The sequence below is a fragment of the Bradyrhizobium sp. USDA 4541 genome, from assembly GCF_024171085.1.
Classification (GTDB): domain Bacteria; phylum Pseudomonadota; class Alphaproteobacteria; order Rhizobiales; family Xanthobacteraceae; genus Bradyrhizobium; species Bradyrhizobium australafricanum.
Window position 1 is genome coordinate 6431617 of record NZ_JALJZF010000001.1, and the last position, 23844, is coordinate 6455460.

Here is a 23844-nt window from a genome sequence, read left to right on the forward strand (position 1 = left end):
GCAAACGCCGCACAGGAAGGCGCTGACAGTTCGGTGATCGAACGCGGCGCTTTAACCTCTTGTGAGGCTTTTTTGTTACTCTTTCGTCGAAAATACCGCCCTCACGGAAGGGTTAGATCGCTTGCGCTGGTGAACGCTTTGTGCGTCTGCGACAACCAACATGTAGTTTGGACTGGGATTCGGAATATGCGCGCAGGTGGACGGCGGATTTCGGTTTTTGACTTCGCGAATGAGCGGTTCTGGCAGCTGGCAATTCTGACGACCGCCGGCACCGTCGCCGCCTCCACGCAGGCCGATGCAGCGCTCTATTACTGGAACCGCGACTCCGCCTTCTACGGCGACTACGAGCCGATGCCGCAGCCGCACCGGCAAAAGCCGAAGCGCAACACAGCCAAGAAGAATCCGGCGATCGAGAAGGAGGCCGGCAGCAAGCCGCAAGGTCCCCTGATCATCTCGGTCTCGATCGACCAGCAGCGGGTCAGCCTCTACGACGCCAACGGCCTCTATGCCGAGAGCCCGGTGTCGACTGGCATGAAGGGGCATTCGACCCCGATGGGTGTCTTCAGCGTCATCCAGAAGCAGAAGTATCACCAGTCCAACATCTACAGCGGCGCGCCGATGCCGTATATGCAACGCATCACCTGGTCGGGCATCGCCATGCACGCCGGCGTGCTGCCCGGCTATCCGGCGTCCCACGGCTGCATCCGCATGCCGATGTCGTTCGCGGTCAAGATGTACAATTGGACGCGGATGGGCGCCCGCGTCTTCGTCACGCCGGGCACGATCTCGCCGGAAAGTTTCTCGCACCCGCTGCTGGTCGCGCAAAAGGTGGCGCCGCAGCAGCCGGTTGCCGACGACATTCTGAAGATGGATGCGCCGCTCGGCGTGAAGAGCGACAAGGGGGCCGACAAGCAGTCCAATCTCGATTTGCGCAGCAGCGTCGGCCATGCCGCCGCGTCGCTGCGCGACAACACCCACACCGCCGACGCCAGCAGCGCGATGCCGGCAGCGAGTGCGTCAGTGACAATGTCCGATGCATCCTCTTCCACGGCGCGCGACGCCATCGCGGAGAAGATCGCAGCCGACAAGTCCGAGACAGTGAAGCCCGAGACGGCCGCCGCCGACAAGCCGGCCGAGACCAATTCCGCCGGCCACGACAGCAACCCGACCACAGATGACAACACGGTCGGCGAAACCACCGCCAGCACCGACACGCCAAAGAGCGAGGTCTCCGCAAGCGATCCGGCGAAGGCGGAAGCCAAGGCCGACGAGCCGAAGGCGGACGCCGCCAAGCCTGGTGTTGCCGAGGCGCCCAAGATCGATGCACCGAAGACCGACGCACCGAAGGCCGATGCCTCGAAGGCCGCTGACAAGCCCGCCGAGGCAGCGACTGCAGCCGATGCGCCCGACGCCAAGAAGGATCCGGCGCGGCTGCCGGGCACCGCCAGGATCGACGTGCCGAAGCGCGCCGGCCAGATCGCGGTGTTCATCAGCCGCAAGGATTCCAAGCTGTACGTGCGGCAGAATTTTGCACCGCTGTTCGAGGTGCCGGTGACGATCGCGGCAAGCGACCGGCCGCTCGGCACCCATGTGTTCACCGCACAAGCCGACAAGACCGATACGAACCTGCTGCGCTGGTCGGTGGTAACGCTGCCGACCCGCAACGTCGCCCGCATCGACGTCGAAGAGCGTACCTCGCATCGCCGCAAGGTCGCGGCCGCAGCGGTGGCCGAGGCCAAGCCGCAGCCGGTGACCAACAGTCCGGCCGAGGCGCTCGACCGCATCTCGATTCCGGCCGACGTGATGGCGCGGATCAGCGAAGCGCTCGGCACCGGCGGATCGATCATCGTCTCCGACCTCGGTGTGAACCAGGGCGAGACCGGCGAAGGCACTGACTTCATCCTGCCGCTGCGTTGAGGCGATCGATCCCGGATTTCGCTTCGCTCCATCCGGGCTACTCGCCTCCGGCAATAACGCCTTCTTGAAAGCCTGCGCGTCCCCTACGGATTATGATCCCGACGAACATCTGTTCCGGGGACGAGACCATGATGGACCGCAGGACCCTGATCGCGATCGCCGCAGCCGCGGCATCCCGCCCGCTGCATGCCGAGCAGCCCGCGATAAGCCGGATCACCGCCTACGCCTTCTCATTTCCGGCACTCGGCGGCGGCGATATCAGACTTGCCGACTATGCCGGCCGTCCGCTGATGATCGTGAACACGGCCTCGCTTTGCGGCTTCACGCCGCAATATGCCGGCCTGCAGCAACTCTGGACCGAATTCCGCGATCGCGGCTTCGTCATCATTGGCGTCCCCTCCAATGATTTCGGCGGCCAGGAGCCCGGCGGCCCGACCGAGATCGCCGAGACTGCGCAGCATCAATATGGCGTCACCTTCCCGATCGCGGCGAAAGCAATCGTCCGCGGCGCGAGCGCGCATCCGTTCTACCGCTGGGCGGCGGAGGTTCGGCCAAAGGACGTGCCGCGCTGGAATTTTCACAAATACCTGATCGGCCGCGACGGCTACATCGCCGACGTTTTCGCTGAGTCGGTTGCGCCCGACGACACGCGCATCAAGACCGGGATCGCACGGGCATTGGCGGCCGCCTGAGATATGACGATAATCCCCGGAATTAACTGATCCGACGAGGATTTTGGACACGCGCTCGCCACGTTCATTGCCTTGGCGTCGCCACTGCGACTAGGGTACGATCGGTTGGGGGCGAAGCGACCCGGTCGCGGCAATGCCGGCGCCGGGCGCGCGAGCAGCAGGGAACACGCCATGCGCATTGCGACAGGTCTGATTTTTGCGGGGACCGTATCGTTGCTCGCGTCGAGCGCAGCTTGGTCGCAGACGTCGCCCCCCAAGGGCGCTACTGCGGCACCGGCAGCACCAGCGGCCGCGGCTCCCGCGCCCGCAGCCCCGGCACCGGCCACCGCAACCGCAGCCCCGGTTCCGCCGAAGCAACCGCCACAGCCGGCGCGCGCCGCCTGCAACAATCCGAACGCGCTCGGCGTCGGCCGCACGGTCGAGATCGACACCACCGGCGGTCCGGGCTTCGGCTTCGAGCATTTCAAGCAGCTCGACTTCCTGCGCGACCATGAGGTGGTGCTGACCTTCGACGACGGCCCGTGGCCGGGCAACACGCCGGCGGTGCTGAAGGCGCTCGCGGATGAATGCACCACGGGCATCTTCTTCCCGATCGGCAAGCACGCGACCTATCACCCCGAAATCCTGCGGCAGGTCTATGCCGCCGGCCACACGGTCGGCGCCCACACCTGGTCGCACGCCAATCTGAACAACAAGAAGCTGACCGAGGATCAGAAGAAGGACGAGATCGAGCGCGGCTACGCTGCGGTCAAGTGGGCGCTCGAGACCTCACCCTCGCCGTTCTTCCGCTTCCCGGCGCTGCAGCATCCGCCGGAGATGGTGACCTATCTCGGCAACCGCAACATCGCGATCTTCTCCTGCGACCTCGACTCCTTCGACTTCAAGGCGAGCAAGCCGCAGCAGGTGATCGACACCGTGATGAAGAAGCTGAACAAGCTCGGCAAGGGCATCATCCTGATGCACGACTTCCAGAAGCACACCGCGGAAGCGCTGCCCACGCTGCTGACGCAGCTCAAGGCCGGCGGCTACAAGGTGGTCGCGATGCGCGCCAAGTTCCCGGTGACGGTGCTGCCGCAATACGAGCATGAGCTCGCCAAGGACGTCAAGCTGCCGACCGTAAGCTCGCGCCCGGTGAACAGCGTCGTCACCACCGTCGATCAGCAATAACGCCGGCGACAATCCTGGTGCCGGCGCTGCGTATCGAAGGCTTCGTCATCGTCTCCGCCGATGGCCGGCTGGCGAATGCGCGGAATGTGATGCCCGACGACCTCAAGATCGAGGGCGACAAGCGGTTCTTCACCGCGGCCCTCGACCGCGCCGACCTCGTCGTGCATGGCCGTCACTCCCAGGAAGAGCAGCCGAACGCGCCGAAGCGGCGGCGGCTGATCCTGACCAGCGAGGTCGCGGCCACCGCGCCCGACCCCGACAATCCGAAGGCGCTGTTGTGGAATCCCGCCGGCTGCCCGTTCGAGACGGCGAGCCGCGAGGCCGGCGTGACCTCGGGAATGGTCGCGATCATCGGCGGCCCCGGCGTGTTCGGCATGTTCATGGACCGCTACGACACGTTCTGGCTCTCGGTCGCCCCGAAGGTGCGCATCCCCGACGGCGAGCCGTGCTTTCCCGGCGTCCCCGCCCGCACCCCGCAGCAGGTGCTGTCAGCGCACGGCCTGCACGCCGGCGCGCCGCAGCTGATCGATGCCGCGCAGGATGTCAGCGTGACGCCGTGGCGGCGAAGCGCATAGATCCCGAGCAGCTTGCGATGAACAACGGCATGACCTCCCTGGCGAAGGCCGTAGCGCTTGTGGCGATGGCGTCGCTGGTCGCAACCAGCGCAGTCGGCGCCTGCAAAACCACCCTGCGCGGCGAACTCGTGCAAGCGCCCGGCGACCGCAAGGCCTCTGTCGGGGAATTCCTATACTTCTATCTCGTCGAAATGACGCCGGAGAGCCCGACGGGCTCGGAGAAGCTCTTCCAGTCCTTCGTGGTTCCCAACATGAGCAAGACACTTCCAATTCCGTTCGCCCTGGAGATCGAACAGCCCAAAGACTGCCCAGGCAAACTCGAGCTGCGCGTCGATACCAAAGACCGAGACATCATGCGACTTGGCACTGATGCGTCGTCGGCTGGCAGGAAAACGGTCCGCCTCGAGAGGTTTGAAAGCGTACCTATGTGGGGACCATCTTTCTGAACGTCGCAGAGGGGGTTAGCGCCAGCGTAACCCGCCACCCCTCTTGCCGAATGCGCAGGTCGGCGGGTTACGCCTTCGGCTAACCCGCCCTCCACAGCTGCGTATCGTCCTACACGTCCCCATAGGCCGGGTCGTCGCGGCGCGGGCCGCGGCCGTAGCCGGCGATGATGAACAGCGCGCCGATCAGCGACAGGTTCTTCAGCGCATCGATCAGCGTCCTGAGGTTGTCGGGCGCCGGCTGATTCCAGAAGTCATGGAAGTAGAAGGTGGCGAAGCACACGAAGATGATCAGGAGAATCGCGAAGAACCGTGCCAGCACGTTCACCGCGATCATCAGCCCCGCGACGATCTCGAAGCCGCCGATCGTGACCGCCAGCAGCTGCATGAAGGGCATGCCGACGGCGGTTTCGATCTGCTGCGTATAGGGCGCGACCACGGCCGGGATCGTCACCTTGGCCGCCAGCAGATCCGCCGTCGCCTGGATGCCGAACAGCTTGCTCACTCCCGAATAGAGGAACAGCACGGCGAACAGGATCCGCCCGAAGGTGATGAACGCTGGCATGGGTCGGCCTCACTGGATGGCAGAAATCGGACGAAGCAGGCGAAGCGATTATGGTCGCTCCACCTGCCTCGATCAAATCGAATCCATCTCGGTTCAAACACGATGCGGAAAACCGCGCTGCGGTTTTCCGAACATAACGTGCTCAAACAACGGCCGTCAGCCGAACAGCGTCGGCTGCGCGCGGCCGGCGCGTTCCTGGGCTTCGACGGCGGCCACCGCCGTCATGTTGAGGATGCCGCGCGCCGTCACGCCGGGGGTGAGGATGTGCGCCGGGCGCGCCGGACCGATCAGGATCGGCCCCACCGGCAACGCGTTGGCGAGCGATTTGATCATCTGGTAGGCGATGTTGGCGGCATCGAGGTTCGGCATGATCAGGATGTTGGCCTCGCCTTCCAGCCGCGACTGCGGCAGCACCAGGCGCCGCGCCGCCGCCGACAGCGCGGTGTCGCCCTGCATCTCGCCGTCGGCCTCGATCTCCGGATGCTTGTCCTTCAAGAGCTGGGTCGCCCGCCGCATCTTGCGCGAGGAATCCGTGTCATAGCTGCCGAAGTCGGAATGTGACACGAAGGCGACCCTCGGCTTGAAGGCGAAGCGCTGGACGTGGATCGCCGCGAGCGATGCCACTTCAGCGAGTTCCTCCGCGCTCGGGTTCGGCCGCACCTGGGTATCGGCGAGGAAATGGGCTCCGGTGGAGGTGATCATCAGCGCCAGCGCGGCATAGTCGCTGACCCCCGGCAGGAAGCCGATGATCTCGCGGACATGGCGCAGATGGCTCATGTAGCGGCCCTCGACGCCGCACAGCATCGCGTCGGCCTCGCCACGCGACACGGCAAGCGCCGCGATCACGGTATTGTTGGTGCGGACCACGGTCCGCGCGGCCTCCGGTGTCACGCCGCGCCGGCCGGCGACGTCGATATAGGACTGCACATACGAACGGTAGCGCGGATCGTCCTCGGGATTGATCAGGTCGAAATCGCGGCCGGCCTTGATCGACAGGCCGAAGCGCTTGATCCTGGTCTCGACCACCGACGGACGGCCGACCAGGATCGGCCGCGCCAGCTTTTCCTCGAGCACCACCTGCGTCGCGCGCAGCACGCGCTCGTCCTCGCCTTCGGCGTAGATCACGCGCACCGGCTGGGTCTTCGCCTTGGCGAACACCGGCTTCATGGTGAGGCCGGAGCGGAAGGCGAAGCGTTCGAGATTGGCGGCGTATTCGTCGAAATTGGTAATCGGCCGGGTCGCGACGCCGGACTCGATCGCGGCCCTGGCCACCGCCGGCGCGATGCGCAGGATCAGGCGCGGATCGAACGGGCTCGGGATCAGCGAACCGGGGCCGAACCCCTGGGTCTCGCCGCTCTCGAAACCATGGGCCACCGCATCCGAGGGCGGATCGCGCGCGAGCTGCGCGATCGCGTCCACCGCGGCATGCTTCATCGCCTCGTTGATCGCGGTGGCGCCGACGTCGAGCGCGCCGCGGAAGATGAAGGGGAAGCAGAGCACGTTGTTGACCTGGTTCGGAAAGTCCGACCGTCCGGTGCAGATCATCGCGTCGGGACGCGCCAGACGCGCCTCATCCGGCATGATCTCCGGCACTGGATTGGCCAGCGCCATCACCAGCGGCTTGTCGCCCATCTGCTTGACCATTTCGGGCTTCAGCACACCCGGTGCAGACAGTCCGATGAAGATGTCCGCGCCGGGAATGACGTCGGCGAGCACGCGTGCGTCGGTCTTCTGGGTATAGACCGCCTTCCAGCGATCCATCGTGGTGTTGCGGCCCTCATAGACCACACCGTCGATGTCGCAGACCCAGATGTTCTTGCGCTGCGCCCCCATCGAGACCAGCAGATTGAGGGTTGCGATCGCGGCGGCGCCGGCGCCCGAGCAGACGATCTTCACGTCAGACAGTTGCTTGCCGTTCAACAACAGCCCGTTGACGATCGCCGCGGCGACGATGATGGCGGTGCCGTGCTGGTCGTCGTGGAAGACCGGGATCTTCATGCGCTCCTTGAGCTGCGCCTCGATCTCGAAGCACTCAGGTCCGCGGATGTCCTCGAGATTGATGCCGCCGAAGGTCGGCTCCAGCGCGGCAACGGTCTCGACTACGCGCTCGATCGTGTCGGCCTTGATCTCGATGTCGAACACGTCGATGCCGGCGAATTTCTTGAACAGCACCGCCTTGCCTTCCATGACGGGCTTCGAGGCCAGCGGACCGATATTGCCGAGACCGAGCACCGCGGTGCCGTTCGAGACCACGGCGACCAGATTGGCGCGCGCGGTCAGCGTCGCCGCCTCGGCCGGGTTCTTGGCGATCTCGGTGCAGGCGGCGGCCACGCCCGGCGAATAGGCCAGCGCCAGGTCACGCTGGTTGGCAAGCGGCTTGATCGCCTGGATCTCGAGCTTGCCCGGCCGCGGCAGCCGGTGATAGGCGAGCGCCGCGTTGTGGAGTTCTTCAGACGATGACGACATGCGTGCTCCCCGCGTTTCCGGCCCAAATTTCTTGTTTCTGTGCTAATCCAGGCAAAAGTCAGTTGTCCGGCAAATCGAGCCGGATGTGAAGCATGTCCAACCACTTGGATGCAACATCCGATAATATCCCCGTCAACAGGTCCGGGCCGGCCGTTCATCGACGCCTGCCCCTCCCCGCGCCATTCGGCCGGGATTGGCAATTTTTTTCCCTTGATGATCCGGAGTTGACCGAATGAAGAAAATTCTGCTCGGCCTGATCGCCGTGGTTGTGATCGCGGCCGCCGGCTTCTTCGGTTTCGACTTCTACGCCCAGCGCCGGGTCACGCGCGACGTCGAGGCCGCCTTCGAGCAGGTCCGTGCCACTGGCGCCAAGGCGAGCCACGGCAAGATCACGTTCGACGTCAAGAGCCGCACCCTGACGATCGCGGACGTCGCCACCGAGTCGGGGACGCAATCCCCGGTCAGCGTCAAGATTGCCAGTCTCACGATGACCGGCCTCGGTCAAACCGACGCGGCACGGGTCTCCGCCGGCAATGTCGAGTTCAGCGATGTCGAGATCGGCATGTCGGGACCGACCCCGACGATCGCCTCACTGACCTACAAGGCGCCGCGGATCACGGTGAAGGATTATTCCGGCCCCGCCAGCCTGCCCCAGCTTCCGGCGTCGTCGTCGATCTTCGAGCTGTACCGGTCCGCGTTCGGACTGCTCGCGAGCATCAACGCATCATCGGTCGCTGCGCCTAGCCTGACCGGAACGATGACCTTCAGCGCCGCCGCAAAAGCCGGCGACGGCGCCGGCGGCGAATTCGCCTATTCGGGCATCGCCATTGAAAACATGAAGGACGGAAAGGTCGCGTCCAGCAAAACCGACAAGGTTGTGTTCACGATCAACCAGCAGGCGGCCGGCAAGCCGATCAAAATGACCGGCGAGCTAGCCAACATCGCCGCGACCGATATCGACGTCGGCGCGATGGCGGCGATATTCGATCCAGGCAAGGCCAACGATGACAGGGAGTACCGGATCCAGGGACACGTTTCGGCCGGTCCTTATGTCATTACCGCCGCGCCCGGCGTGAACATGCGGATCGAGGGAGTGACCGTCGACGACACCAGGATCAATCCGTCACGGATGCAACTGCCGGCGCTGCTGGCAATGATGCCGCCGCAAGGGAGCCCGCCGCCGTCTGCCGCCCAGGCACGCGAACTGCTGGACAAGGTCGCCGGCCTCTATTCGGGCATCGGAATCGCAGATGCCGAGATGCATGGGCTCTCGGTCGAGACGCCGCAGGGCCCGCTCAAGCTCGCCTCGATGCGGTTCAACTTCGAACACGGCAAGATCGGCGAGCTTGCGGTCGAGGGACTCGATACCCGTGCGCCGAACGGTCCCATCAAGGTCGGACGCTTTGCGCTGAAGTCGCTCGACGTCGCCAACTTCATGCGGCTCTCGGCGCAGTTCGCCGCGCAGAAGCCGTCGGCCGAACAGGCGCTGGCGCTATTCCCGCTGATCGAAGGCGTCGAGGTCAAGGGCGTCGCGTCGCCCTACAAGGCCACCGGCAAGCCGGTCAACATCGACGTCCTCAGCCTCGACTGGGGTCAGTTCGTCGGATCGATCCCGAGCAAGCTGCGGCTGACCGCGAAGCTGGCGGCGCCGCTCGATGCGGCCGATCCGCGGCAGCAACCGCTCGTCGCCGCCGGGATCGACCGAATGGCGGTCGACGCCGATCTCGGCGCCGTCTGGACCGAGACCTCACGCGCGTTCGCGCTCGAGCCGGTCAAGCTCGACATCGCGGGCCTGCTGAGCGCGTCGGCGAAGGTCACGCTCGGCAACGTGCCGCGTGAGGCATTCTCGACCAGCGCCGCGGAAGCAATGGGCGCGGCCGCGCAGATCGAAACCGGCACGATCGAGCTCGCGGTCCACGACCTCGGCGTCATCGATCTCGCCGTCGCTCAATTTGCGCGCACCCGGAACGTCAGCCGCGACGAGGCGCGCAAGGTCATCCTCGACGCCATCAAGGCGCAGGGCGGCGAGATCGGCGGGGGTAATCCCGACGCCACCGCGCTCGTCACCGCGATCGGCCAGTTCATCGAGACGCCGGGACAGACGCTGGTCATCAAGCTCACTCCGCGCGCGAAGGCGCCGGCGCTTCAGCTGATGCAGCTCCTCAAGACCGATCCGCAATCGGCGCTGGCGCAGTTCCGGATCGAGGCCTCGACGGGGTTGTGATTCTCCCGCCCGTAGCCCGGATGGAGCGAAGCGCAATCCGGGAACGGGGTCGCCGCAGGAGGGACCGCCCCGGATTTCGCTTTCGCTCGATCCGGGCTACGCACCTCTCCTGCCCGCCTAACCCTTCGCCGGCAGGTTGGTGCGGATGTGCAGCTCCTTAAGCTGCTTCGGCGTTGCTTCCGACGGCGCGCCCATCAGCAGGTCCATGGCCTGCTGGTTCATCGGGAACAGCGAGATCTCGCGCAGATTGTTGGTGCCGCAGAGCAGCATCACGATACGGTCGAGGCCGGCCGCCATGCCGCCATGCGGCGGGGCGCCATACTGGAACGCACGGTACATGCCGCCGAAGCGGTCGATGACCTCCTGCTCGCCATAGCCTGCGATCTCGAACGCCTTCACCATCGCTTCCGGCTTGTGGTTGCGGATGCCGCCGGAGGCGATCTCGTAGCCGTTGCAGGCGATGTCGTACTGGAACGCCTTAATGGTCAGCGGGTCCTGCGTCGTCAGTGCGTCGAGGCCACCCTGCGGCATCGAGAACGGGTTGTGCGAGAAGTCGACCTTCTTGTTCTCCTCGTCATACTCGTACATCGGGAAGTCGACGATCCAGGCGAGCTCGAACCGGTCCTTGTCGATCAGGTTCAATTCCTCGCCGAGCTTGGTGCGCGCGAGACCCGCGAACTTCCAGAATTTCTCGGGATCGCCGGCGACGAAGAACGCAGCATCGCCCTCCTTGAGGCCGAGTTGATCGCGGATCGCAGCGGTGCGCTCGGGGCCGATGTTGTTCGCCAAGGGGCCTGCGCCCTCGCCGCCCTCGCGCCACATGATGTAGCCGAGACCCGGCTGGCCTTCGCCCTGCGCCCACGAGTTCATGCGGTCGCAGAACGCGCGGCTGCCGCCGCCGGTGCCCGGGATCGCCCAGACCTGGTTCTTCGGGTCTTCGAGCATGCGCGCGAACACCTTGAAGCCGGAGCCGCGGAAGTGCTCGGAGACTTCCTGCATCACGATCTTGTTGCGCAAATCGGGCTTGTCGGAGCCGTATTTGCGCACGGCCTCCGCAAACGGAATCCGCGGCCAGTTCTTCGTGACCGGCTTGCCCTTGGCAAAGTCCTCGAACACGCCGGTGATGACAGGCTCCATCGCCGCGAACACGTCGTCCTGGGTGACGAAGCTCATCTCGACGTCGAGCTGATAGAACTCGCCCGGCAGACGGTCGGCGCGCGGGTCCTCGTCGCGGAAGCACGGCGCGATCTGGAAGTAGCGGTCGAAGCCCGACATCATCAACAGCTGCTTGTACTGCTGCGGCGCCTGCGGCAGCGCGTAGAACTTGCCGGGATGGATGCGCGACGGCACCAGGAAGTCGCGCGCGCCTTCCGGCGAGGACGCCGTCAGGATCGGGGTCTGGAATTCGAAGAAGCCCTGCTCCTTCATCCGCTTGCGCATGGAATCGACCACCGCGCCGCGGGTCATGATGTTCTGGTGCAGCTTCTCGCGACGCAGGTCGAGGAAGCGGTATTTCAGCCTGATATCTTCGGGATATTCCTGCTCGCCGAACACCGGCAGCGGCAGCTCGGCCGCCGGGCCCAGCACCTCGATCTCCTTGATGTAGATCTCGACCATGCCGGTCGGCAGCTCCGGATTGTCGGTGCCGGCGGGACGGCGGCGCACCTTGCCGTCGATCCGCACCACCCATTCGGAGCGGAACTTCTCGACCTCGGCGAATGCCGGCGAGTCCGGATCGGCCACGCATTGGGTGATGCCGTAATGGTCGCGCAGATCGACGAACAGCACGCCGCCATGGTCGCGGACCCGGTGAACCCAACCCGAAAGCCGGACCGTCTGGTCGATATCGCCCTCTCGGAGCGCGCCGCATGTGTGTGACCGGTAGCGATGCATAGTCGTTCCAAAAACTGATGTCGGAGGAGAATCGCGATAGGAAACTTCCTATCCGAAGGCGCTGGGTTTACCCGAGCCCGCTCGGGGCGGCAACCAAGGGAACGCCCGCTTTTGGCCCGAAACTGCAGATTTTGCTGCAATCCGGCGCCAGATGGGCGCCAATCGTTTGCCTATTCGGCCCGCAGGCCTATCTTCGGGATATGACCATTCATTTCCCGTTCCAGAACACCTATTCGGCGCTGCCGGCGAACTTTTTCGCCCGCGTCGCGCCGACCCCGGTGGCCGCCCCCCGCCTGATCAAGCTGAACCGGCCGCTCGCGGTCCAGCTCGGGCTGGACCCGGACCTGCTGTCGACGCCGGAAGGCGCCGAGATCCTTGCCGGAAAGCGGCTGCCTGACGGCGCCGACCCGATCGCCATGGCCTATGCCGGCCATCAATTCGGGCACTTTGTTCCCCAGCTCGGCGACGGCCGCGCCATCCTGCTCGGCGAGGTCATCGACAAGGACGGCGTCCGCCGCGACATCCAGCTCAAGGGATCCGGCCCGACCCCGTTCTCCCGCCGCGGCGACGGCCGAGCTGCGCTCGGTCCGGTCTTGCGCGAATACATCGTCAGCGAGGCGATGTTCGCTTTGGGCATCCCGACCACCCGCTCGCTCGCCGCCGTCGTCACCGGCGAGCCCGTGATGCGCGAGACCGCGCTGCCCGGTGCGGTGCTGACCCGCGTCGCCGCGAGCCACATCCGCGTCGGCACCTTCCAGTTCTTCGCCGCCCGCGGCGACACCGACGGCGTGCGCGCGCTCGCCGACCATGTCATCGCCAGGCACTATCCCGAGCTGACGGACGCCGCCCAGCCCTATCACGCGCTGCTCGCCGGCGTCGTGGCGCGGCAGGCCGCGCTGGTCGCGCGCTGGCTCCTGGTCGGCTTCATCCACGGCGTGATGAACACCGACAACACCTCGATCTCGGGCGAAACCATCGATTACGGTCCCTGTGCCTTCCTTGATGCCTACAACCCGGCGCAGGTGTTCTCATCGATCGACGAGATGGGCCGCTACGCCTATGCCAACCAGCCGCGCATCGCGTTGTGGAATCTGACCCGGCTCGCCGAATGCCTGCTGCCGCTGTTCGCGGACGAGCAGGAGAACGCCATCGAGCAGGCGCAAGTGATCCTCGGCGAATTCCCCGAAAAGTTCACCGCAGCCTATAACGCCGGCCTGCGCGCCAAGGTCGGCCTGTTCACCGTGCGCGACGGTGACGAGGCGCTGATCCAGGATCTGCTCGACGCGATGGCCAAGAACGCGGCCGACTTCACGCTGACCTTCCGCCATCTCGGCGAGGCCGCAAGCGATGACGCCGCAGACGTCCGCGCGCAGTTCACCGATCCCGCGGCGTTCGACGAATGGGCCGCCCGCTGGCGCACCCGCCTCGCGCTGGAGCCGCAAGCGCCGGCCGACCGCAAGGCCGCGATGGGTGCCGTCAATCCGGCCTTCATCCCGCGCAACCACCGGATCGAGGCGGTGATTGCGGCTGCGGTGAACTCGGATGACTACGCGCCGTTCGAGGAATTGCTGACGGTGCTGGCAAAACCCTATGAGGACCAGCCGCAGTTCGCGGCCTACGCCGATCCGCCGCTCCCCGAGCAGCGCGTGACGCAGACGTTCTGCGGGACGTGAGGTCTTTCCGCCGTCATTGCGAGGAGCGCAGCGACGAAGCAATCCATGCCTCCGTGCATGCGGGCCGATGGATTGCTTCGCTTCGCTCGCAATGACGTTGGTGCGACCCTCACACCGTCACCACGATCTTGCCGAACTGCGTGTTCGACTCCAGGTACCGGTGCGCCTCGACGATCTCCTCGAACGGAAACGTCCTGGCGATGATCGGCCTCAAGGTGCCATCGGCAAGCCCGTCGAGGATGAACGCCTTCGCCGCGGTAAGCCGCGCGGGATCGCGCACGATCTCGTGCACGAGGTAGCCGCGCAGGGTCAGGCTCTTGCCGAGCACGTTGGCGAGCGGGAACGGCGTCGGCTCAGGACTGAGTCCACCATATTCGATCAGGATGCCGCCGGGTGCCATCGCCGCCGTCAGCGGCACGAAGGCGGGGCCACCGACGGCATCGAGCACCACGCGCACGCCGTTCGGTCCCGCGATCTGCTCCAGCCTTGATTGCAGATCCTGCTCCGCCGACGCGATCACGTGCGCCGCGCCGGCCTCGCGCAGCGCCTGCGCCTTGGCCGATGTCCGCGTCACCGCTATCGGGACCGCGCCGATCCGGTTGGCGATCTGGATCGCCGCGAGCCCGACGCTGCTCGACGCCGCTGTGATGACGACGAACTCGCCTCGCCCGAGCCTTGCAAGATCGACCAGCGCACCGAACGCGGTGAGATACTGCATCCACACCGCAGCGGCCGTTTCAAAACCGAGCGCGGGCGGATGCTTGACGACAAGCTCCGCCGGAAAGGTCGCGAGCTCGGCATGGGCCGGCCAGCGCACCATCGAGACCGGCGGCACGATGCTCACGGCATCGCCCGGCGCAAATTCTTCGACGCCTTCGCCGATCGCCGCGACAATCCCGGCGGCTTCCAGCCCGAGGCCGGACGGCAGCGTCGCGGTCTCGATATAGCTGCCCCGGCGCAGCGAGGCCTCGGCGCGGTTGAGCCCGAGCGCCTTGACTCGGATCTGAACCTCGCGGCGCGCCGGCGGCGCAACCGCGATCTCCTCGATACGCAGCACCTCGGGACCACCATGCTGGTGAAAGCGGACGCCGCGGGCCATGGGCGAACTCCAAAACAATTGAATGGAATGCCGCTATGCCCGGCGGCGATCGCCGGATAAATCACCCGGTAGCTCCGACAATCGAAACCAGGAGTTTTGAATTGGATCGCCTCACCAGCATGGCCGTCTTCGTCAGGGCGGTCGATCTCGGCTCGTTCGCGGCCGCCGCCGATGCGCTCGAGATGTCGGCCCCGATGGTCGGCAAGCATGTGCGCTTCCTCGAACAACGGCTCGGCGTCCGCCTGCTCCATCGCACCACGCGGCGGCAGAGCCTGACCGATTCAGGGCAAGCCTATTACGAGCGCTGCCGCATCGTGTATGATGGAGCGCCAGCATGAACCAGCGCGATGACGACCTGAAAACCGCGATCGAGCGCAGCAACCCGAACGGCGTCGAGCCGCCCTTCTCCGAGGACGATCTGCAGCGCCGGCAACTCGGGCCGCGCGGCGTGCCCGGGCAACCGGACCCGGCGAAGATGACGCCACAACGTGCCAAGAAGACGCCGATCGATTCCGGTTCCGGCGGCCACACCGCCTGAACGCCGAACGCCGAAACAAGAGGGGTTTCACGATGAGGATCACCAGCTTCAAGGACATGTATGTCGCCGAGCTTCAGGAACTCGCAAGCGTCGAGGAGCAACTCGCCGTGGCGCTGGCGCGGATGGCGGAGATCGCCTCGCATCCGTCGCTCAAGGATGCGTTCAGCCGCCATCACCGCGAGACCATCGTGCAGGGCGAGCGGTTGAAGTCGCTGCTGCGGATGCACGGGGCCGATCCGCTGGAGCACACCGACCAGGCCATGCAGGCGCTGATCCACGAGACCGCCAAGATGGTTTCGCTGCTGCCCGACGACAATCTGCGCGATGCCGGCCTCGTCGCTTCGGCGCAGAAGCTCGCGCATTACGAGATCGCCGCCTATGGCAGCGCGGCCGCCCTCGCCGGTCAGCTCAATCTGCGCGACGACCAGCGGCTGCTGCACGACAGTCTCGACGAAGAGCGGCACGTCGACACGCTGCTGACGGCGCTCGCCAAGGGCGAGATCAACCAGGACGCCCTCGCCGCGTGACACGGCAGGATGGGTGGCCCGTAGGACGGGTAGAGCGCAGCGAAACCCATCAGCTCATCTCGAGCTCATCTCGCGAGCGGCACCACTATGGGTTTCGCGGAGTTCTATCAACGGGCCGCGCCTTGCGCGGCCCCGTTGGCTCTACTCATCCTACGCATCGACGCGCGCGGGAAAAATGCTGCTGCAAATTTCGCGCTTCGCGGAGCTGCTGTCGTTTTTATCTCGCGACTATTGCACTGCATGGGCCGTTCGATCAGCCTCTCGTGATTGATGCCATGGGGAAGACGAACGATGAGCTTCAGGTTCAAGCAGGTTTTCGCAGACACCCAACAGGCGCTCGGCGCCGAACCGGCGCAGGCGCAGGCCGTGTTCCAGGCGACTTCGCAACTCGGCGACGGCGTCAATAGCCGCGTTGCCGTGCGGCAATTCAACGTCAGCGTCGACGAGCCACCGGCGCTGGGCGGCGAGGACACCGCACCGAACCCGGTCGAGTACATTCTCGCCGCGCTCGGCTCGTGCCAGGAGATCACCTATCGGCTCTATGCCGACGCGCTCGGCATTCCCCTCAACGGCGTGTCCGTCAAGCTGTCGGGCGCCATCGATCTGCGCGGCTTCTTCAGCGTCGATCCAGACGTGCGAGCCGGTTTCCAGCAGATCGAGGCCGAGGTCGCCATCGACAGCCCGGCCTCCGCGGCCGACATCGCCCGGCTGAAGGAAACCGTCGACCGTCATTGCCCCGTGCTGGACATCCTGCGCAACCCGACGCCGGTGGATCTGAAGCTGCGCACCGGACCGCTCAGCGTAGCCGCCTAGCTTCGCGATGTGAGCGTTAACTCACTCTCCACCATGCGCCGAGGCCGGCAGCGGTAACCATAAGGCTTAACAGCGCGTCAACGCTCCCCCAACAAGTCTAACTGTTTCTGATGGGGAGAATGGCCCGTGGACGCATTTGCATTCGAATTTATGGGATTGGCGATGATCGCGCTCTGTCTCGTCGTGCTGGCGATGCCCGCCGCGCGCCGGCCGTCGAAGAACATCCGCTACGAGTGAGAGCCGCGAGAAATAAGGCGCTCAAACGTCATCGAATGGCGATATACTCGCGCTGACAAGTCCTGACCTGGACACAAGTTGCGGGAATTGACGACGCTTGAACAACACCGACGTCCCGCAGCCCGGCACACCGCCCGCCACCGCGAACTCGACGCACTCGCCGCTGGAGGTGCTGCTCATCTTCTTCAAGCTCGGCGTCAGCTGCTTCGGCGGCCCGATCGCCCATATCGGCTATTTCCGCGACGAGTTCGTCACCCGCAGGCGCTGGCTTGACGAACAGGCCTATGCGGATCTGGTCGCGCTCTGCCAATTCCTGCCGGGCCCTGCGAGCAGCCAGGTCGGCTTTTCGCTCGGCCTGATGCGCGCCGGGTACCTGGGGGCGCTGGCCGCCTGGACCGGATTCACGCTGCCCTCGGCGATCGCGCTCGTGCTGTTTGCCTTCGGCGCCAGCGGATTGAGCGGCCCTGCGGGTAGCGGCCTGGTGCATGGCCTCAAGCTGGTTGCGGTGGCGATCGTCGCCCAGGCCGTCTGGGGCATGGCGCGCTCGCTTTGCCCCGATCGCGAACGCGCCTCGATCGCGACGGTCGCAGCACTCGTCATCCTCGCCAGTTCGTCGTCGATCGCGCAGATCGGCGCGATCATTCTCGGCGCTGTCGCCGGGCTTTGGTTCTGCCAGGCGCAACAGGCCAACGGGGTCACCCATATCGCGATGCCGGTATCGCGCCGCGTTGGCGTCGCAGCGCTGATCCTGTTCGTCGCGCTGTTGGTCGGACTGCCGCTGCTGTCGCGGACATGGCCCGGCCTCGGCCTGTTCGAGGCCTTCTACCGCTCGGGCGCGCTGGTGTTCGGCGGCGGCCATGTCGTGTTGCCGCTGCTGCGCGAAGCCGTGGTGACGCCGGGCTGGATCGGCGACGATGCGTTCCTGACGGGCTACGGCGCCGCGCAGGCGGTGCCGGGTCCGCTGTTCACCTTTGCCGCCTATCTCGGCGCCGTGATCGGCGGCCTGCCGGGCGCGATCGTCGGCCTCGTCGGCATCTTCCTGCCGGGACTTCTCGTCCTGCTCGCGGCGCTGCCGTTCTGGGATAGCTTTCGCAAACGGCCGGCGGCGCAAGCGATGATGCGCGGCGTCAACGCCGCCGTCGTCGGCCTTCTGGGGGCAGCGCTTTACAATCCGGTGTGGACCAGCAGCGTCCACCGTCCGCTCGATTTCGGCATCGCGCTGGCCGGCTTCGTCCTGCTCACGGCATGGCGCGCGCCGCCGCTCGTGGTGGTCGTGCTCAGCGCGGCCGGCGGCATCGCCACGGGGCTCCTGCAATCGTGAACGACCGCGCGGTCGTTTCGCCGGGTGGATTAAGAACGCCTTCATGCCTCGCCGCCACGATAGCGGATATATGCCGAGCGCTTCTAAACAACCGGATCCGACCCGGGTTCCCGTGCTGGACCTGCTGCGGCTTGCCGCGGTCGGGGCCGTGATCCTGTATCACTACGGCTTCTGGGGCGTGGCATCGAACGGCGTGCAAAAGGTGGCGATGCCGTACCTCGCCCCGGTCGCGCAATACGGCTTCCTCGGCGTCCCCGTGTTCTTCGCGATCTCTGGCTTCGTCATCGCCTATTCGGCCGAAGGCCGCACGCCGGTCGGTTTCGCGATCGCCCGCTTCAGCCGGATCTATCCGACCTTCGTCATCTGCATGACGCTGACCTTCCTCGCGACGCTGCTGTTGGGCCACGCGTACTTCCGCGTGACGTGGGGGCAATGGCTGGCAAACCTCTTTATCGCAGCCCCGATGCTCGGTCAGCCCTACATGGACGACGCCTACTGGTCGCTAGTGATCGAGGTCGTATTCTACGTCTGGATCACGCTGTTCCTGGCCTGGGGCATCTTTCCGCGGCGCATCGACACGCTCATCGTGGCGTGGATCGCAATCACCTTCGCCAACGAGCTGACCCTCGACGTTCCCCTGTTCGAAAAGCTGTTCATGGCCGACGACAGCGGCTTCTTCGCCGTCGGGCTCCTGATCTATGAGCACTACCGGGGACGGCGCGACACCAGGCTGTACAGCCTGCTGACGCTGGCGATCGGCACGGCGACGTTCCAGGCCGTGCACAAGCTGGAGCGGCTCGGCGTCCACACCCATGGCAGCTTCGATCCCCGCGTCGTGACGGTGATCTGCATCGTCTCGCTCGGCATCGTGTTCGCCGCCACTCGCATCAAGTCGGTAGCCCTGCCTGCAGGCCTCGTCAGGGCCGTCGGCGGCATCACCTATCCGCTCTATCTGCTGCATCTGCAGCTCGGCTACGTCATCCTGCTCTTGATCACACCAACGCCGGACGGGCTGTCGACCGCGCTGGTCGTGACGGGCATGGTGGTGCTGGCATGGCTCGTCTGGCGCTTCCTCGAAGGCCCCGCGCATTATCTCGTCAGGCACAGGCTGACGACGCTGGCCTCGCGGCACGGATGGCCGTCACGCGTTCGCGCGAACGAAGCCCGGATCGATCGGGACGACGTTGCCTCGCCAATCGAGGCCAGCAGCATCGCCAACCGCTGATCAGTTCGGCGCACATCGCCGGAACAGCATCCACCCAACGTTGCCGCCGCCGCGAACTTGGGCCGAAGCGAACACCATCATTCATCTGCGATGCGTGGAGACGACGGTCAGGCGCAAGCGGGCGGACGGGCCCCGGGGCGCCTCTGTATCCTTAGACCCGCCCGCTCCATTCTTGATCTCCGGGCATTTCCATTGCCAGTTCATTCGCCAGCTCGAGCGCTTCCTTGACGTCAGGCGTACCTAGACCTTCCGTGAACGTTCGAACGACGGGTAGCAACAGCTCGGCCGCTCGCGCCTGTTTGCCGGAATGTCGCCATAGGCGCGCCAGGCTGACAGCTGACCGTAATTCAAAGGACCGCGCGCTTTGCCTGCGCGCCAGCTCGATCGAGGCGAGGAACATTCGCTCGGCGGATTCAACGGACGATGATCTCGAGTCATTGAGCGTCATCTCACCTTGCAGACGATAGATCTCGGCTTCGTAAAAATGCTCTCCCGTTCTTCTCCCGATCGCCAGTGCGCTGTCGAGTCCGTGCAAGGCAGCATCCGGCAAGCCGGCACTTGCATAAGCCTTCGCGAGCAGGCTTCTGAACCAGCAACTGGCTAGCCGGGCGCTCATGCCCTCGTAGGCGTCGATAGCCATTCGCATCTGGTTCAATCCCTCATCGACATTCCCGAGCTCGGTCATCGCCCATCCTCGCAGGATGGTCGTCTGATGCTTCCAATGCAGGAAGCCTTGTTCCGATGAGAGAGCCAGTGCCCTGTTGGTGTAGTCGTGGGTCCCTTCGACATCGCGGAGATGCTGGCAAACGTAAGCGCCGAATGTCAGCGCAAATGATAACGTGAAGGGGTGGCGAAGGTCTTCCGCTTCCGAAATAGCCTGCTGGCTATATCGGCGCGCCGCGTCAGGACGGCCCAGAAACCACGACACGTACCCGAGATACGAGAGCGAGACGATGCCAGGATGGATGCCATGCGTTGCCGTCAGGGCGCCGTGTAGATCAGGACTGTACAGATTCCTGAAGCGATGAAGGTGATGTTCGGCGGCGACAAACCGCCCGCGGTACAGCATGGTCATCGCGATCGCCCGATGCGCCTCGATCAGATATCCCGTCTGTTGCGTCGCGGACGAACTTTGGTTCGATGCCTCGCGCCTTGCGAACTGCAGGAGCTCCGCGCTCAGCTCATGCGCCCGTGCGAGATCGCCGCGGATGAAGTGGCACACCCAAAGTCCGCGCGTCGCCGCAAAGACCTTCGCCATGTTGCCAAGATTCCGGCCGAGTTCGAGCGCGCGAACATAGTTCTCCTCGACTTCCTGCACGGCGTATCCCTTTGCCGCGATCAGGGCGGTGCCCAGGGCGATGCGAAGCTCAAGCTCGGACTCGCTTCGGCCCTGCATGCCGGGTGAGGCTTGCAGAACCCCGAGCCCACGACGCAAATGACCGATCGCCTCCAGAGTCGCACCCTTCATTGCGGCCTGCTTTCCGGCCTTGAGCCAGAAACCCGCAGCCGGCTCGCTTTGTCCAGACTCGGTCAGGTGGTAGGCGAGAAGCTCCGGTTCGCGCTCGATCTTTTCCGGATATTTTTCGGCCAGCACGCGTCCGATCTTGGCGTGCAGCGTCCGTCTTTCCCTGTGCAACAAGCTTTCATGCGCCGCATTCTGGATCATCACGTGCTTGAACGAGTACAGCGCCTCCGGCAGAAAGCCGAAGCGGACGATCAATCCGGCTGCCTCCAGATGGTTCAGGGCGGCTTCGATCTGGTCCGCCGGCGCTTCGGCAACCTCGCGAAGGATCTCATAAGAAAACTCGCGGCCGATGGTGGCGCCGATCTGCGCGATTTTCTTGAATGATCCCATCCGGTCGAGGCGGGCCATCAGGGAATCGTTCAATGTCGCGGGAATAGCGAGCTGATGCCACGGACCGGACAAGACGTAACGTCCATGTTGCTCAGTCAAGACGTCGGATTCGAGAACGGCCTTGGTCAGCTCTTCAAGGAAGAGCGGCACGCCATCGGTTTTGACAATGATGTCCTCAATCACCTCTCGGGGAAGCTCCTTTTCTCCAGCCACACGTTCGACCAATATCGTGCGGACCTGTCGGCCGAGACGCTTGAGGTTCGCACTGATGGTGTGCGCGCGATCCTTCCAGCCCGGCTGAAACTCCGGACGACAGGTGATCACGACAAGGATCGACGTGGTGCGAACGTTCTCCACCAGCAGATCGAGCACGGCCCGCGAGGTGGGATCGATCCAATGTGCGTCCTCAAAATCGATCAGGAGCGTCTGCTCGCGCGCTTGCGCGAGCAGATGGTTGACGAGCGTGGCGATCGTCGCATCCTTCAGCTGTTGCGGCGAGAGATCCAGGGCCGCGTAGCGGTCCCCGGTGGGAATTGAAAGCAACGCCGCAAGGATCGGCACCACTGTGTCCGCCTCGCCGTTCGAGGCGGCGACACCAGCTTCAAGCTTTGTCAGCCAAAGCGCAGACGCGTTCTCGCCGTCAAGGCCGAGCGAGAATTTGAGATGCTCGATGAAGGGGTGAAAAGCGGTGCTGCTGTAATAGGGAGAGCACTGGAACGAAACTTGTCCGTGCTGATCACCCGCGATCCGCTCCCGCAATTCCTGAACGATCCTGGATTTTCCAATTCCCGGCTCGCCCGTCAGCAGCACGACCTGCCCCTCATGGGCTTTCGCTTGCTGCCAACGCGTGAGCAGCAACGCCACCTCTTCGGTGCGGTTGACCAGCGGCGTCAATCGGGAGCCCATGGCTGCGGCAAATCGCGTCTCGGCGCGGCAGGGCCGAACCACGAGCCAGGCCTGGGCCTTCGCGGATATCCCCTTCAGCGCGTGAAATCCGAAGTCCTGGTAGTCGAACTTTCCTCTCAGCAGGGATTGCGTCGAAGATGCAATCACGACGCCGTCCGGAGGCGCCAAGGCCTGCAGACGGGCAGCCAGATTTGGCGTCTCGCCGACTGCGGAATCGTGCTCCTCGGTGTCCTGTCCAACCAGGTCTCCGACGACAACAAGGCCGGTCGCAATCCCGATGCGCACACTGGGCCCATGACTTGCAACGTCGCGGGCGTCGCTCGCTCTCGCCGACGACAGGCTCCGTACAATTTCGAGCGCCGCACGCACCGACCGCTCGGCGTCATCCTCATGCGCATTCGGATAGCCAAAATAGACCAGAATGCCGTCCCCAAGGTAGCGGGCCGCGAAGCCTTCGTACCGCTTGACCACGCTGACGCACTTTTCCCTGAAGCTCGCGATCACGTCGCGGACGTCTTCGGGATCGAACTGCTCGGACAGCGAGGTCGAACCGACCATGTCGCAGAACATCACGGTCAGCTGGCGCCGCTCGGCGCTCACCGCCGCGCTTTCCGCGACGCTCCTACCGCCGGCGGGACCTTTTGCCGAACGGGTCAGGGAAGCAACCGCGCGCTGCAAGCGCTTGCGGTCTCCCAGCGGAAGTCCAAGTTCGACCAGATCCTGCTCGGTCAAATCGGGCAGGATGTCCAAACCGATGCGATGCAGGACAAAGAGGTCGCTATACTGGCCGAGATCAACGGTTTCGAGCCAGTGCTTGAGAGCAGCCTCCATATCGGCGCTTGGCTGTTTCTCCGGCATTGTGATCCGTCCGACTGCGGGCCATTGGCGACAATGGGCCTCGTTCGACGATGCCAAGGGACCTGTTTACCCCAGACTGGACGCGTTCACAAAGTGCGAAAACAAGGAGCAGACCGATCGAAGACGCACTCTGCCCTCGGTCACTCGGATATTCGAGATAGCGCACGCGCTGGTATTTTGGCCCTTCGCCGACTGCGATGGCGCTGTAGGCGAAACCAGAGTCGCCCCCTCGGGCGCCATCATCCAACCTCCGGCATGTTCGGTACTCGGCGCGACAAAGGCGCCCGGCGAACGACGGCGTGACTCACGAATTTGCGCGCGGAGCCATTCGATTTTGCGCGCTATGACAGGCAGCCCCTGCCACCGAGTTGCCCGTCTGGGGCTATCCAGTCCTTGGCAACGCTGCCCGGTGCCGTGACCAGCGATTGCTCGCCAATCCGGCACGGAACACCGCGTCAGCGCTGTTGGGGATGGTCTGCGCGAACCATCGGTCGACATCCGGCGAGGTTTGGGTCGTCGGCTCATCGCGATAGCGAAGCCGGCCATAGGCCCCCCGCATCACCATCGTCGTCTTCTCGACGGTTTGACGAGGGTACAGGGTTGCAGCCAGTTTGAGACAGAGATCGTCGAGATCATCCGCGTGCGTGTCGTCCGAGATAGCGGACACGACGCTGCGGCACTGCGCGCGACCCAGCACGTAGATGACGGGATTTCTCGTCCGCCAGCACAAGCAGAAGTCAGCCGGCGCCGCCGGGTGACCGAACTCCGCCGTCATAGCGGCATCGAACATCCGCTTGAGAGAGCCGCGACCACGATGCGTGTCTCGACGGCGGTACCCGAGAGATAGATC

General features: G+C 64.9%; 18 protein-coding genes and 1 pseudogene. 13 read left to right on the plus strand and 6 right to left on the minus strand.

Translation table 11 applies throughout. From position 1 onward, the window contains the following. Positions 1–186 precede the first annotated feature (186 nt). The 5 genes from J2R80_RS30690 (at position 187) to J2R80_RS30710 (ending at position 4797) form a co-directional block, all read left to right on the plus strand. Positions 187–1917, plus strand: a complete 1731-nt coding sequence (locus J2R80_RS30690; protein WP_253639912.1) for a L,D-transpeptidase — start codon at positions 187–189, stop codon at positions 1915–1917. A gap of 128 nt (positions 1918–2045) precedes the next feature. Beyond that, on the plus strand, positions 2046–2609 hold the full coding sequence (locus tag J2R80_RS30695) for a glutathione peroxidase (RefSeq protein ID WP_141340467.1): 564 nt from the start codon (positions 2046–2048) through the stop codon (positions 2607–2609). A gap of 171 nt (positions 2610–2780) precedes the next feature. After that, complete coding sequence (locus J2R80_RS30700) at positions 2781–3776, plus strand: polysaccharide deacetylase family protein (RefSeq protein ID WP_253639913.1); 996 nt, start codon at positions 2781–2783, stop codon at positions 3774–3776. A gap of 17 nt (positions 3777–3793) precedes the next feature. Then, positions 3794–4351 (plus strand): hypothetical protein, encoded by a 558-nt coding sequence (locus J2R80_RS30705; RefSeq protein ID WP_057019909.1) that lies wholly within the window; start codon positions 3794–3796, stop codon positions 4349–4351. 17 nt (positions 4352–4368) lie between these two features. Beyond that, the gene (locus tag J2R80_RS30710; protein ID WP_253590423.1) at positions 4369–4797 is read left to right on the plus strand and encodes a hypothetical protein; all 429 of its coding nucleotides are present in this window, start codon (positions 4369–4371) and stop codon (positions 4795–4797) included. A gap of 109 nt (positions 4798–4906) precedes the next feature. Here J2R80_RS30710 and J2R80_RS30715 read toward each other — a convergent pair whose 3' ends face one another. Both J2R80_RS30715 and J2R80_RS30720 read right to left on the minus strand, forming a co-directional pair. Beyond that, a complete protein-coding gene (locus J2R80_RS30715; protein ID WP_253639914.1) occupies positions 4907–5359 on the minus strand; it encodes a DoxX family protein in 453 nt (150 codons plus the stop codon). Positions 5360–5515: 156 nt separating this feature from the next. After that, positions 5516–7825, minus strand: a complete 2310-nt coding sequence (locus J2R80_RS30720) for an NADP-dependent malic enzyme (protein ID WP_057019906.1) — start codon at positions 7823–7825, stop codon at positions 5516–5518. Positions 7826–8057: 232 nt separating this feature from the next. On the opposite strand from J2R80_RS30720, the gene J2R80_RS30725 reads away from it, so the two are divergent. Then, a complete protein-coding gene (locus tag J2R80_RS30725; protein WP_141340464.1) occupies positions 8058–10049 on the plus strand; it encodes a hypothetical protein in 1992 nt (663 codons plus the stop codon). A 117-nt stretch (positions 10050–10166) separates the two neighbouring features. Here J2R80_RS30725 and aspS read toward each other — a convergent pair whose 3' ends face one another. Next, entirely contained in the window at positions 10167–11942 is a 1776-nt protein-coding gene (gene aspS / locus J2R80_RS30730) for an aspartate--tRNA ligase (protein WP_141340463.1), read from the minus strand. Between the two features lie 200 nt (positions 11943–12142). Between aspS and J2R80_RS30735 the strand changes: the two genes are divergently transcribed. Next, the gene (locus tag J2R80_RS30735; RefSeq protein WP_253639915.1) at positions 12143–13615 is read left to right on the plus strand and encodes a YdiU family protein; all 1473 of its coding nucleotides are present in this window, start codon (positions 12143–12145) and stop codon (positions 13613–13615) included. A 109-nt stretch (positions 13616–13724) separates the two neighbouring features. Here the strand turns inward: J2R80_RS30735 and J2R80_RS30740 are convergent, their stop codons facing one another. Next, positions 13725–14714, minus strand: coding sequence for a zinc-dependent alcohol dehydrogenase family protein (locus tag J2R80_RS30740; protein ID WP_141340461.1), 990 nt, complete (start codon positions 14712–14714; stop codon positions 13725–13727). Between the two features lie 101 nt (positions 14715–14815). On the opposite strand from J2R80_RS30740, the pseudogene J2R80_RS30745 reads away from it, so the two are divergent. The 6 genes and pseudogenes from J2R80_RS30745 to J2R80_RS30770 form a co-directional block, all read left to right on the plus strand. Continuing rightward, positions 14816–15049 (plus strand): annotated as a pseudogene (locus J2R80_RS30745) (LysR family transcriptional regulator); the annotation flags it as partial. Beyond that, positions 15049–15252 carry a hypothetical protein gene (locus tag J2R80_RS30750; protein ID WP_038377181.1) on the plus strand — a complete coding sequence of 68 codons (204 nt, stop codon included), beginning with the start codon at positions 15049–15051 and terminating at the stop codon, positions 15250–15252. The pseudogene J2R80_RS30745 and the gene J2R80_RS30750, both read left to right, overlap by 1 nt. A 32-nt stretch (positions 15253–15284) precedes the next feature. Continuing rightward, positions 15285–15779 (plus strand): ferritin-like domain-containing protein, encoded by a 495-nt coding sequence (locus tag J2R80_RS30755; protein ID WP_028344824.1) that lies wholly within the window; start codon positions 15285–15287, stop codon positions 15777–15779. A 291-nt stretch (positions 15780–16070) separates the two neighbouring features. Beyond that, positions 16071–16592, plus strand: coding sequence for an OsmC family protein (locus J2R80_RS30760; RefSeq protein ID WP_076832005.1), 522 nt, complete (start codon positions 16071–16073; stop codon positions 16590–16592). Between the two features lie 334 nt (positions 16593–16926). Further along, on the plus strand, positions 16927–18150 hold the full coding sequence (gene chrA / locus J2R80_RS30765; protein WP_200844443.1) for a chromate efflux transporter: 1224 nt from the start codon (positions 16927–16929) through the stop codon (positions 18148–18150). Positions 18151–18220: 70 nt separating this feature from the next. Beyond that, positions 18221–19375 carry an acyltransferase gene (locus J2R80_RS30770; protein ID WP_246786586.1) on the plus strand — a complete coding sequence of 385 codons (1155 nt, stop codon included), beginning with the start codon at positions 18221–18223 and terminating at the stop codon, positions 19373–19375. A gap of 151 nt (positions 19376–19526) precedes the next feature. Here J2R80_RS30770 and J2R80_RS30775 read toward each other — a convergent pair whose 3' ends face one another. Both J2R80_RS30775 and J2R80_RS30780 read right to left on the minus strand, forming a co-directional pair. Continuing rightward, positions 19527–22994, minus strand: a complete 3468-nt coding sequence (locus J2R80_RS30775; protein ID WP_253639916.1) for an AAA family ATPase — start codon at positions 22992–22994, stop codon at positions 19527–19529. Between the two features lie 382 nt (positions 22995–23376). Continuing rightward, a complete protein-coding gene (locus J2R80_RS30780; protein ID WP_141340458.1) occupies positions 23377–23769 on the minus strand; it encodes a hypothetical protein in 393 nt (130 codons plus the stop codon). Between the last annotated feature and the right edge of the window lie 75 nt (positions 23770–23844).